Source organism: Brucella sp. NBRC 12953 (assembly GCF_040369775.1).
Lineage (GTDB): Bacteria > Pseudomonadota > Alphaproteobacteria > Rhizobiales > Rhizobiaceae > Brucella > Brucella pseudogrignonensis.
This window is the reverse complement of record NZ_BAABSV010000002.1, coordinates 591,101-603,264: the sequence shown is the minus strand read 5'-3', so window position 1 is coordinate 603,264 and position 12,164 is coordinate 591,101. Positions and strand designations below refer to the sequence as shown.

The following is a 12,164-nucleotide window of genomic DNA, read 5'->3' as shown; positions in this document are numbered from 1 at the left end:
CGAGGTTCATGGTTCATTTGGCGGTGAACGTGCTGATGCGGCTGGCATATCAGCGGATGGCAAAACAATTGGCATACGCCGATCATCTGCGGGCGGTGCTTACGATAAATCCTTTATCGTGACGCCGGCCGGTATAACCGATATCGGCTCGTTAAGCGGTTCAGAACGAACAGCACTTCTGGCAGTTTCATCCAATGGTCTTGCCGCAATAGGCAGCGCATTTGTCAATCAAAATGAATCACATGCTTTCTGGTGGTCACGCGAAACCGGAATAAGAGATATCGGAACACTGGGCGGAACGAATTCATATTCCAGAGGAGTTTCGGCCAACGGAACTGTTGTTACTGGAGATAGCTACCTCGCAGGCGACACCATAACCAATGCATTTCGCTGGACACTTCAGGATGGCATTACCAGCATCGGTACACTTGGCGGGTCATCGTCATTTACCCATGCGATCTCGGCTGATGGCAGTACGATCGTAGGTTACAGTTTGACGGCATCGTCCGATGTCCACGCCTTCCGATGGACCGAAGCCAGTGGCATTGTAAGTCTTCAAACTTTGGGTGGGAACACGTCGACAGCGCGTGCCGTTTCCGCTGATGGGAGTGTCGTTGTTGGCACCAGCGACACCGCCGATAGTTCCCAGCACGCATTCCGCTGGACTGCTGCGACCGGCATGGTCGATATCAATATTCACGGAAATGCGCTGTATAGTATTGCCGATCTGGTTTCAAACGATGGCAAAGTTGTGGTGGGGACAGCCTCATTTGACAATGGGTTCAACCAGGCTTTTCGCTGGACCCAGGAAGCTGGCATGATCAGTCTGGGCTCGCTAGGCGGCGGCCTGTCTCACGCTCTCAGCCTCAGCGACGATGGCACAGCGATCGTCGGCTATAGCTATACCGATACGATGGCGCTCCGTGCATTTCGCTGGACAGCCAGTGACGGCATAATCGATTTGGGAACAATTGGCGGCAACAACGCGATTGCCTGGGATGTATCAGGGGATGGCAGCGTGATCGCCGGAACAGCTGAAACAGCTGAAGGAGCGCTTCACGCCACGCTGTGGAAATTTCCAAAGCCCGATCCGGGAACGATACCAACTGATCCCGAAACCAATCCGGGAACCACTCCAACTGATCCTGAAGGCAACCCGGGTACCACGCCGACAAATCCGGGCTCCGGTCCAACGGAAAACCCTTCTGCTGAAAAACCTGTCACGTCTCCAACAATCATTGACCTTGATCATACGGTTACGACGGTCTTCACACAGGCAAATAACAGCTTTTCGGCCATGGAAGCCCAGCGCCTTACATTGAACAAGCTGCAAAACTTCTGCGACATCGAAAGAGCCGGTCAAACCTGCTATTCGCTTTTTACCGATATCAGCGGCTTTGGCGGTCAGAAGGATTTGCTGACAGGTTTCACGCTTGGTCACGGCTTCACCGACAATTTTTCGGCAGGTGTCACCCTCGCCCATTCTTTCTGGCGTGATCAGCCGGACGGCGTTGATACAGGAAGCGATAATTTTGGCGGTGGCATCTTTGCGCAATGGAAAGACAAGACGGCTATAGGCGACTGGTACATGCGGGCGAGCCTGGCAACCAATCGCTATGATACCGACATCACGCGGCCAAAGCTCGCCTATACAGAAGCTGGAACCGGCGAAAGCAGGCTGCAAGGCTGGAGCACGGCGCTGGAACTGGGGCGGACGGACAATCTCGATTTCCATAATGCCCGTCTCGGCTATTATGGCGGTCTGCGCTACAGCAATCTGTCCATGGATGGCTATACGGAAAGCAATGCGCTGTTTCCGTTCACCTATGGCGACATGAAATATGAGCTGACAACGGCTTATGCGGGTGCAAATTTCACTATGCCGCTGACCGACAGAATCCGATGGTCGATCAATCTCGAAATCGAGCAGGATGTAGCGCACAAGGATCCCGAATTTGACGCCAGAGCTGATTATATCGGCGTATTGACGCTCGATTCCGACTTCTCACATACCCGAGGCTCCGCCTGGACAAGTGTGAGTTATGCCGTCAGCGACGCAGTTGAACTTTCACTGACGCCCTATGTGACCCGCACCGCATTGCGGGACAATGCGTTTGGTGCCATGGTCCGGCTTTCAGGGAAATTCTGACCAAAAAAAAAGCCCCGCAGCAAGTGAATGCTGCAGGGCTTTTTTTTGAAGTGAAATGATCTCAGCGCCAGCCAAGTCCCGGTGCAACATGCTTGAGGATCGACTCGATCACATGCGCGTTGTACTCGACACCAAGCTGGTTTGGCACGGTCAGAAGCAGCGTATCAGCTTCAGCAACCGCCTCATCCTTGGCAAGTTCCTTGATCAGCTGATCTGGTTCAGCTGCATAGGACCGGCCAAAGACCGCACGCAGATTTTCCTCGATATAGCCGATCTGATCCTGCTCTTTGCCACCATTGCCGAAATAGGCACGGTCACGATCATTCACCAGCGCAAAAATGCTGCGGCTGACTGAAACGCGCGGCGTGCGCGTATGTCCGGCTTCTTTCCAGGCTTCGCGATAAGCGCGAATCTGCTTGGCCTGCTGAATATGCAGAGGCTCGCCGCTTTCGTCCTTCTTCAAGGTCGAGCTTTGCAGGTTCATACCAAGCTTTGCGGCCCAGATTGCGGTTGCGTCAGAAGCAGCCCCCCACCAGATACGATCTCTGAGACCTTCCGAATGTGGTTCGATCTTCAGAAGCCCCGGAGGGTTTGGGAACATTGGCCGAGGATTTGGCTGTGCAAAGCCTTCACCTTTCAGCGCCTCAAAGAACACCTCGCCATGCTTGCGGCCCATATCGGCATCGGTCATGCCTTCTTCCGGCTCATAGCCGAAATAACGCCAGCCATCGATCACCTGTTCGGGCGAACCACGGCTGATCCCGAGTTGCAGGCGGCCTTTGGAGATCAGATCAGCAGCGCCTGCATCTTCGACCATGTAAAGCGGGTTTTCATAGCGCATATCGATAACGGCAGTACCGATCTCGATCTTGCTGGTCCGGGCACCCACAGCTGCAAGCAGCGGAAATGGCGAAGCAAGCTGGCGGGCAAAATGATGCACACGGAAATATGCACCATCCGCACCAAGCTCTTCAGCAGCGACAGCAAGGTCTATCGACTGCAAAAGCGCATCGCTTGCAGAACGCGTGCCCGACTGTGGCGAAGGCGACCAATGGCCGAATGAGAGAAAGCCGATATTTTTCATGACTATGTTCCTCAGAGCATGATCCGGCCAGCGTGAAACAGGACGCGGCAGAACAATGCTTCAAACTTTGTGCAGGGGCACTTTTCATCTGTTTTGTCAGAATATGGCGGTGGGCGATAGCCATTGAAAGGGCACTGAACACTGTGTTCATGAAACAGAATATAGCGGGCTGGAAAGCGCCTGCGATGACGACACGTTGACAGCCCAAACGGACCCGATTAAGCCTCAATCTCAGGCGGATAGATCTTCAATCCCATTCTGGAAAAAATGGTATTGGATATAAGGTGTATGCCGACAAAATGCCCAAATGGGCAACGCACCAAAACAGGGGAGATTTTCATGCGTTCTATGCTTCTGGCCTTGCTGGCCGCAACAGCACTTGTAACGACGGCTCAGGCCAAGGATGTAACGGTTGCCGTTACTGCTATCGTTGAACATCCGGCACTTGATGCTGCGCGCGACGGCGTGAAAGACGCGCTGGCTGCTGCTGGCTTCAAGGAAGGCGAAAACTTGAAGTTCGTTTACCAGTCCGCTCAGGGCAATCCAGCAACCGCTGCGCAGATCGCACGCCAGTTCGTTGGCGAAGCTCCAGACGTGATCGTTCCGATTTCCACGCCATCGGCACAGGCCGTTGTTTCCGCAACGCGTGATATTCCGATTGTCTTCACCGCTGTTTCCGATCCAGTTGGCGCACAGCTCGTCAAGGACATGGCAAAGCCGGGCGGCAATGTAACCGGCCTCTCCGACATGTCGCCAGTGGCTGAGCACATCAAGCTCATCAAGGAAGTGATGCCGAACATCAAGAAGCTCGGCTATCTCTACAATTCCGGCGAAACCAACTCCGTGTCGCTTCTGGCAGCACTGAAGGAAGCCGCTTCTGCTGAAGGCATCGAGATCGTTGAATCGGCTGCAACCAAATCGGCAGAAGTTCAGGGCGCCGCCCGTGCCCTCGTTGGCCGTGCAGATGCGATGTATGTGCCGACCGACAACACCATCGTTTCAGCGCTTGAAAGCGCCGTCGGTGTTGCCGAAGAAAGCAAGCTGCCGCTCTTCACCGCTGATACGGATTCCGTCAAGCGTGGTGCGCTTGCCGCTCTCGGCTTCAACTATTACGACGTTGGCAAGCAGACCGGCGCTGTCGTTGTGAAAATCCTTAACGGTGAAAAGCCAGGCGATATCGCTGTCGACATCGCCAAGGGCACCGACCTCGTCATCAATCTTGCTGCTGCAAAGAAGATGGGCGTCGAGTTCCCTCAGGCCGTTATCGACCGCGCAACCAGCAAAGTCGAATAATTGCGATTTATATCCTAAAGAAAAGGGCGGGACGATTTCCCGCCCTTTTCTTTTAAAACTGTCGAGTTTCCAAAATGCCTGCCATTCGTATCCTTCCTGCTGATGACAACACCAATGGCTGGAGCAGGATATTACCTGCCCGTGCGCCACGAGCTGCACTTAAAGGCGATATCAAAGCCGACTGGATTGTGCTGGGCGCTGGATATGCAGGCTTAGCCGCCGCCCGGAGGCTGGCCGAAAACCGGCCCAATGACCAGATTGCACTCATCGATGCGCAGGAAGTCGGAAAAGGCACATCCGGACGCGCTGCAGGCTTTGTCATTGATCTGCCGCACAATGTCAGCTCATCGATGGAGGAGCTGGCCAAGTCGCACAGCTACCGTGCGCTGGCGCGTGCAGCCATCGACCATCTGAAACAGCAGATTGACCAGCATGGCATCGACTGCGACTGGCGGCAGGATGGAAAGTTTCACGCAGCTGTTTCCGATCAGGGGATGCGTGAGGTTCTTGAGCCAACCGTCAAAGAGCTGGAGCGCCTTAAAGAACCCTTCGACTGGCTTGAAGGCGATGCTCTTACCAAGCGACTCGGTACCAGCCATTTCAAAGCAGCGATCTTCACCTATGGCACATCACTGCTGAACCCTGCTGCTCTGGTGCGTGGCCTTGCCGACAATCTGCCCGCAAATGTCACGCTTTATGAAAACTCTGCCGTAACCAAAATCGATTATGGCGACCATATCCTCATAAGCACGGCAAAGGGTCAGGTTCAGGCACCCGCCATGATCCTGACTGTCAACGGCTTTGGTGAGCAGTTCGGCTTTTTCAGGCGCAAGCTTCTGAATTTCGCAGCCCATGCGAGCCTCAGCCGCAAGCTTGACGATCAGGAATACAAAGCCATCGGCGAAGTCGCTCCTTGGGGACTGACACCTGCCAATTCCTTTGCTGGCATCACCATGCGCCTCACCTCTGATCGGCGCATACTGGTACGGCAGAATGTGCATTTCTGCCCGTCGCTGCGCCAGTCGGATGCACGGCGCCAAACAATCAAGCGTGAGCACAAACGGCTGTTCGACGAGCGTTTCCCGATGCTTTCAAACGTCGATATGGAACACACATGGACCGGCTTCATCTGCCTGTCACGCAATGGCGCTCCTGGTTTTGGGCAGATCGCCAAGAATGTTTACACCTCGCTTTGCCAGAACGGCGTCGGCATCACCAAAGGCACGATTGGCGGCATTCTTGCAGCCGACATGGCCTGCGATATCGACAATCCACTGATCGACGACATGCTGAAGCTCGGCAGCCCGACCGAACTGCCACCACGACCATTCCTCGACATTGGCGTCCGCGCACGATTTGCCTGGGAGCTATGGCGGGCACGCGGCGAAGTATGAGCGAAACCGAGTGAGCTGAATGTTGTAACAGGCGCACAGACTGGTGCTTTTTGGCGCATTTGCAGCGATAATGCTTGCTTATTGGAGCTTTTGGGTTGTATCGGGAAAAAGACAGAGCCAGAACAATCGCAAGCAATAAAATTGCGCATGAAAAACCGGGGAATGGTTCCAAAGGCAAATGTGTTTGGAACAAACTCAAATCAAAACCGGTCGTGATTGAAACAGGTCTTTCGGACATAAGAAGGCAAATGCCTGAATGTGCGAAAGCCAGTGAATCTATGTGCCTTGAATGGTGCGTTTTCATTTTCAATGACGGCAAAGAACAAGGAATCTCAATGTGAGTCAGATCGCCTTCTGGGGTGCGGTCGAATTGGGCCTCGTCTTCTCTTTTGTCGCCATCGGCGTCTATCTGGCTTTCCGCGTGCTCGATTTCCCCGATCTGACCGTGGATGGCTCGTTTCCGCTTGGTGCGGCCGTAACAGGCGTTCTGATCCTTGCTGGCTGGAATCCATGGCTTTCCGCCGGTGTTGCGATGATTGCAGGCTCGATTGCCGGTCTGGTGACAGCGACACTCAACGTGCGCTTCAAGATCCTCAACCTGCTGGCTTCCATTCTGACGATGATTGCACTGTTCTCGGTCAATCTGCGCGTCATGGGTCGTCCGAATATCGCACTGATTAATCAGGATACGATGCTGTCTCCGTTCTTCGGTCACGGCATTCCTGAATATTATGTGCGTCCGGCCTTCCTGTTTGTGCTGGTTGCCATCACGGTATTCCTGGTCTGGCGCTTCCTCGAAAGCGACATGGGCCTTGCGATGCGTGCAACTGGCGCCAATCCGAAAATGGCCCGCGCACAGGGCGTACGCACTGATCGCCAGATTTACCTTGGTATGGCACTCTCCAATGCTCTCGTAGCGCTTGGTGGCTCGCTTTTCGCCCAGACAAACGGCTTTGCAGACGTGACCTCCGGCGTGGGTACAATCGTTGTCGGCCTTGCTGCTGTGATCATCGGCGAAACATTGCTGCGCTCACGTCTCATCCTCGTCATTCTCATTGGCTGTGTTGCCGGTTCGATCATCTACCGCATCGCTATCCAGCTCGCGCTTTCCAATGGCAGCATTGTCGGGCTTCAGGCTTCTGACCTCAACATTGCGACGGCACTTCTTGTTACCTTCGCGCTGATATTGCCGCGCCTGCGCCGCGGAGGAGCATCATCATGATCGAAGTATCCAACCTTGAGGTCATCTTCGGTCGTGGAACACCGCTGGAAAAGCAGGTGCTCAACAAGATCAATCTGACGATGGAGCAAGGCTCGTTCGTCACCGTGATCGGTTCCAACGGCGCTGGCAAATCGACAATGCTGGGCGTGCTTGCAGGCGATGTCATCCCGACCGCTGGCAAGGTTGTGATCAGCGGACAGGATGTGACCCGCAAGTCCACTGCCGAGCGTGCTGGTCTTGTGGCACGCGTGTTTCAGGACCCGCTTGCGGGCAGCTGCGGCACGCTGACGATTGAAGAAAACCTGGCACTGGCTGCATCGCGTGGAACACGCCGTGGCCTCACCCACGCGCTCAATTCCAAGCGCCGTGAATGGTTTCGCGAACGCGTGGCAAGCCTCAATCTCGGCCTCGAAAACCGCATGCAGGATCGCATGGAGCTTCTCTCCGGCGGTCAGCGTCAGGCGCTCTCGTTAATCATGGCAACATTGGCGGGTTCAGAAGTGTTGCTGCTTGATGAGCATACGGCAGCACTTGATCCCGGCATGGCTGAATTCGTCATGGAACTGACCCGCACGCTGATTGCTGAAAACAAGCTGACAGCACTGATGGTCACGCATTCCATGCGTCAGGCGCTCGATTATGGCGACCGCACCATCATGCTGCATGGCGGCAAGATTCTGCTCGACGTAACCGGTGACAAACGCAAGACGCTCGGCGTTGAAGACCTCATCGAAATGTTCCGCAAAGTGCGCGGACAGACACTCGATGACGATGCTTTGCTGATCGAATAATATTACAAACAGCTTTGTTTCACAGCCGCCGTTCAGTTTGACCGGCGGCTGTTTCGTTTGAAAACGAATTGCGCTACTTAATCCTAATGGCGCAAAAGAAAGCACACGAAGTCGATCAGTTTATTGGAAAGCCGAGCAGCTCGTTTCCGGTTGTGCTGCTCTACGGCCCTGATAAGGGGCTGGTGAGCGAACGTGCGCGTCGATACGCGCAGGCGACCAAGTTTCCGCTCGATGATCCCTTTGCCGTCATCCGCATGGAAGCCGATGAAATCGATGCCGATCCTTCAAAGCTTGCAGACGAAGCGCGGACAATTTCGATGTTCGGCGGCGAGCGGCTCATCTGGATCAAGAATGCAGCCGGGCAAAAGAAGCTCGCGGATGCCGTGAAACTTCTGGTGAGCGAGCCGCCGCGTGAAACCTATATTCTGGTTGAAGCAGGCGATCTCAAGAAAGGCGCAGGCCTTCGCAGTGCTGTAGAGAACGGTTCTGCTGGTATGGCGTTGCCCTGCTATTCAGACGATGCGCGCGGCATAGATGGGGTGATTGACGACGTTCTAGCCGAATGGAAAATGCAGATCACCATGGACGGGCGCCAGCTGTTGCGGGCGAGCCTTGGCGGCGATCGTCTTGCCACGCGTGGCGAGCTGGAAAAGCTTTGCCTTTATGCGCGCGGCAAGGAACGCATTGACATAGATGATGTGCGGGAAGCCGTTGGCGATGTGGCCGGGCTTTCGACCGACGAAGTGGTGGATGCTGTCCTAAACGGCGATCTGTCACGTTTTGAGATGACATTTGACCGCGTCGTAAAATCAGGCACAGCACCCTTTTTGGTGCTCAACACAGCGGCTCGTCAGTTCCAACAGATACAGACCCTGCGCCATATAGCAGACACTGAGCGCAAAAGTGCCTCAGTTGTTGTTGCATCGGCACGGCCTCCGATCTTCTTCAACCGCAAAAAGCTGATTGAAAACGCCGTCGGTCGCTGGAATGCCGACAGTCTTTCCCGTGTGATGGAGCGTCTGCAACGCGCGGTTTTGGAAAGCCGTCAGAATGCGGCATTGGCTGTGCCGATCATCCGCCAATGCTTGCTGGCGATTTCGGTAGAAGCCGTGAAACTCTCGCGCCGATAGAATTCTAACCAAGCTTATAGCATTTCCAGCAAAAGTGCGAAGCGGTTTTGCGTCGGATAATGCGTAAAAACAAACAGTTACAGCGGTTCCAACGATTCTTTCTTAACTGGAACCGCTGTAAGCTGCGGGCTTTCCTGATACTTGCGCCACAGCGAGACCAACCAGCCGCCAAAATAACCCGCTGACGCGCCAGATACGACGGCTGTAATCAATGTAAGGGATGCGTGCTCTCCCGGATAAAACGCGTTCAGCACTGCCAGCACATATTGAGAGCAGAAGAAAATCAGATTTCTGATCAGCGGCAAAATCGTGCCTGCACGCTCGATAGTTTTGTTCTCACGATCAACCGCCAGAATGCGCGGTCCCGTGAAATATCCGACAGGTGCCAGCACAAACAGGCCCACAAACCAGGCCATCAGAAACGTGCTGAACTGATCTGAATTGCTGTCGAAATGCAAAAAGCCAACAGCGATGAAAATCACCGGCACAAACAGCATTCGCCAAACGGTCACCGTTCGTGTTTCACGCCCTTTGATCCCCGTTATGATGAGATAAGCAAGCAGGCCCCAAACATAGACAGGCGTGTGAATGATAATTTGCGTCAACATTTCCATAGATGCAGTATCTCCCAAGCCCGGCAATAAACAAGCAGCGTCTTAATACTACACGACTTACAAGCGCTTCGATAGAAACCGGGTACACGGACCCATTGATGACATTTCGGGACTTACAGCGGTTCCAGTTAGAAATGAATCGTTGAACCACTGTAACTATTTGTTTTTACGCATTATCCGACGCAAAACCGCTTCGCACTTTTGCTGGAAATTCTATAATCAACAGCCTGTGAGTACCCTCACCCAATCTTGAGTTCATCACACTGCTCAACAATATTAGCTTTATTCGAAGAAACGAAATCGCAAGATTCCGGTCCCTACATATAGTTATAACCTATTGGAATAAAACAATGATTGGCTGCATTCCCCCGATTCTTCTGCTCATGCTCGGCGCCATGCTTGGCTGGCTGATCGGCGGCAATTATGGTGCGGTCTGGGGAAGCTCAATCGGCGTGATCATCGGCATCGTCCTGATGATTATCATTGTCTTTTCGCTCATCAAAGCCCGAGGTCGCTGAAGCATGTGCTGGAAAAGTTGAGGCCGTCTTCGCCGGGATTTCTATACACTCGGCGGTTTTTTGTACTCGCTACGATCCGACAACGAAGTGCCAAAAACAAAGAGATGGAACGAGCTGTGTGGACACAATTAATCGCGACACGCTTTAACGAAAAAAACCGTGAAACAGATGATGTTCCACGGTCTCAAATACCAATTGTCTGACGAAATAGGATCAGCTCTGCAGACGACGGCAAATCTCGTCCAGCTGCTCGAGCGAGCTGTAGCGAATTTTGACATCGCCACCACGTTCGCGATGATTGATCTCAACCTTCATTCCAGTGACATCGGACAGCAGCTTTTCAAGCGCTTTAGTGTCAGCATCTTTCTCGATGGGCACACTCTTGCCCGGCTTTGGCTCGGTACCGTTGCGTGCCTGAGACAAGGCCTCAACCTGACGCACAGACAGGCCCTCTTTCACAACCCGCTCAGCCAGAGCGGTCGGATCTTCCATCGTGATCAGGCTACGGGCATGACCAGCCGACAAAGCGCCATCAGAGATAAAATCCTGTACGCGTTGTGGCAGTTTTAAAAGACGCAGCGTATTGGCCACATGGCTGCGGCTTTTGCCGATAACCTGGGCCAGATCGTTCTGCGTATAATCGTGATTGTCGATAAGCTGTTGATATCCCATAGCTTCTTCGACCGCGTTGAGGTCAGCACGCTGTACGTTTTCAACGATTGCAATCTCAAGCGCCACGCGATCATCAACATCGCGGATGATCACCGGGATGCTGTCGACGCCCGCGCGCTGCGATGCGCGCCAGCGACGTTCACCAGCAATCAGCTCAAAGCGATCCGGCTCGCCCGGTGCCGGACGAACCACGATTGGCTGAACGACACCGTGTTCCTTGATCGACTGCGCCAGATCTTCGAGTTCGACTTCCGAAAACATGCGACGCGGATTGCGCGGATTGCGTGTTACGAACTCAATCGGAACATTACGCTCGCTTGAAATCGGCACCTTGCGTTCTTCCGCCGGGCGGTCGATTTCACCGATCAGGGCGGCCAAGCCGCGGCCAAGGCGCTTTTTTGAAGGATCGTCGTTCATCGTCGGCAGTTCCTGCAATTGTTACGTAGTCGAATCTATAAAGTACCGTTAACCGATACTCGCTTATTATTATGCGGCCTGAAGCTGCCGCTCACGCTGAATAACTTCGGAAGCAAGCTGTAGATAGGCCTGGCTGCCTGCACATTTCAGATCATACAGAATAGCTGGCTTGCCATGCGATGGCGCTTCCGAAACACGCACATTGCGTGGAATAACAGTACGATAGACCTTCTCACCCATGAAAGCGCGAACGTCTTCGACAACCTGCGAAGCGAGGTTGTTGCGGCTATCGAACATGGTGAGCACGATGCCCTGAATAGTCAGTTCAGGATTAATCGTCGACCGAACCTGATTGACCGTCTGGAGCAACTGGCTGAGACCTTCGAGCGCGAAGAACTCACACTGCAGCGGAACCATGACAGAATCTGCTGCTGCCATCGCATTGAGCGTAAGAAGATTGAGCGATGGCGGGCAATCCACCAGCACATAAGAAAACTTTTCTGCAACAGCTGAATCAAAACGCAGCGCATCACGCAAGCGGCGCGTACGATCCGGCGCCTGCGCGATTTCCATTTCGATACCGAGCAAATCGAGTGTTGACGGAACGATATATAGATTTGGAACATCGCTCTGCATGGCGGCTTCATTCACGGAAGCTTCCTGCGTCAGTACATCATACGACGATAATGGGCGGTTCTGGCGATCAATGCCAAGCCCGGTACTCGCGTTACCCTGCGGATCGAGATCGACAATCAGCACAGTTTCGCCAATGGCGGCCAATGCGGTAGCCAGATTAATGGCCGTCGTTGTCTTGCCAACGCCGCCCTTCTGGTTCGCAATGGTTATGATCCTGGATCTCTTGTTCATACCGTCGCCCTGC

The 12,164-nt window shown here is 53.8% G+C and carries 11 protein-coding genes; 7 read left to right on the top strand and 4 right to left on the bottom strand.

What is annotated here, in order from left to right; translation table 11 throughout:
• Window positions 1–118: 118 nt before the first annotated feature.
• Entirely contained in the window at window positions 119–2,149 is a 2,031-nt protein-coding gene (locus ABWV94_RS06750; protein ID WP_162761761.1) for an autotransporter domain-containing protein, read from the top strand.
• Between the two features lie 61 nt (window positions 2,150–2,210).
• Here the strand turns inward: ABWV94_RS06750 and ABWV94_RS06745 are convergent, their stop codons facing one another.
• A complete protein-coding gene (locus ABWV94_RS06745; RefSeq protein WP_007872368.1) occupies window positions 2,211–3,233 on the bottom strand; it encodes an LLM class flavin-dependent oxidoreductase in 1,023 nt (340 codons plus the stop codon).
• A 339-nt stretch (window positions 3,234–3,572) separates the two neighbouring features.
• On the opposite strand from ABWV94_RS06745, the gene ABWV94_RS06740 reads away from it, so the two are divergent.
• The 5 genes from ABWV94_RS06740 to holA all read left to right on the top strand — a co-directional run bounded on the left by ABWV94_RS06740 (window position 3,573) and on the right by holA (window position 9,063).
• The gene (locus tag ABWV94_RS06740) at window positions 3,573–4,526 is read left to right on the top strand and encodes an ABC transporter substrate-binding protein (protein WP_007872370.1); all 954 of its coding nucleotides are present in this window, start codon (window positions 3,573–3,575) and stop codon (window positions 4,524–4,526) included.
• A gap of 74 nt (window positions 4,527–4,600) precedes the next feature.
• On the top strand, window positions 4,601–5,920 hold the full coding sequence (locus tag ABWV94_RS06735) for an NAD(P)/FAD-dependent oxidoreductase (RefSeq protein ID WP_113499549.1): 1,320 nt from the start codon (window positions 4,601–4,603) through the stop codon (window positions 5,918–5,920).
• Window positions 5,921–6,257: 337 nt separating this feature from the next.
• On the top strand, window positions 6,258–7,142 hold the full coding sequence (locus tag ABWV94_RS06730; RefSeq protein ID WP_024898468.1) for an ABC transporter permease: 885 nt from the start codon (window positions 6,258–6,260) through the stop codon (window positions 7,140–7,142).
• Complete coding sequence (locus ABWV94_RS06725; protein WP_007872386.1) at window positions 7,139–7,933, top strand: ABC transporter ATP-binding protein; 795 nt, start codon at window positions 7,139–7,141, stop codon at window positions 7,931–7,933. The genes ABWV94_RS06730 and ABWV94_RS06725 overlap by 4 nt, the downstream gene beginning before the upstream one ends.
• A gap of 86 nt (window positions 7,934–8,019) precedes the next feature.
• Window positions 8,020–9,063, top strand: a complete 1,044-nt coding sequence (holA, locus tag ABWV94_RS06720) for a DNA polymerase III subunit delta (protein ID WP_113499551.1) — start codon at window positions 8,020–8,022, stop codon at window positions 9,061–9,063.
• A 77-nt stretch (window positions 9,064–9,140) separates the two neighbouring features.
• Here holA and ABWV94_RS06715 read toward each other — a convergent pair whose 3' ends face one another.
• Window positions 9,141–9,677: a DUF6622 family protein gene (locus ABWV94_RS06715; protein ID WP_181152474.1), complete on the bottom strand. Its 537-nt coding sequence runs from the start codon at window positions 9,675–9,677 to the stop codon at window positions 9,141–9,143.
• A 350-nt stretch (window positions 9,678–10,027) separates the two neighbouring features.
• Between ABWV94_RS06715 and ABWV94_RS06710 the strand changes: the two genes are divergently transcribed.
• The gene (locus ABWV94_RS06710; protein WP_153223073.1) at window positions 10,028–10,195 is read left to right on the top strand and encodes a hypothetical protein; all 168 of its coding nucleotides are present in this window, start codon (window positions 10,028–10,030) and stop codon (window positions 10,193–10,195) included.
• A gap of 213 nt (window positions 10,196–10,408) precedes the next feature.
• On the opposite strand, the gene ABWV94_RS06705 is transcribed toward ABWV94_RS06710, so the two are convergent.
• Together ABWV94_RS06705 and ABWV94_RS06700 are read right to left on the bottom strand one after the other, a co-directional pair.
• Window positions 10,409–11,284, bottom strand: a complete 876-nt coding sequence (locus tag ABWV94_RS06705; protein ID WP_064322222.1) for a ParB/RepB/Spo0J family partition protein — start codon at window positions 11,282–11,284, stop codon at window positions 10,409–10,411.
• A 69-nt stretch (window positions 11,285–11,353) separates the two neighbouring features.
• Window positions 11,354–12,151, bottom strand: a complete 798-nt coding sequence (locus ABWV94_RS06700; RefSeq protein ID WP_007872399.1) for a ParA family protein — start codon at window positions 12,149–12,151, stop codon at window positions 11,354–11,356.
• Window positions 12,152–12,164: the final 13 nt, after the last annotated feature.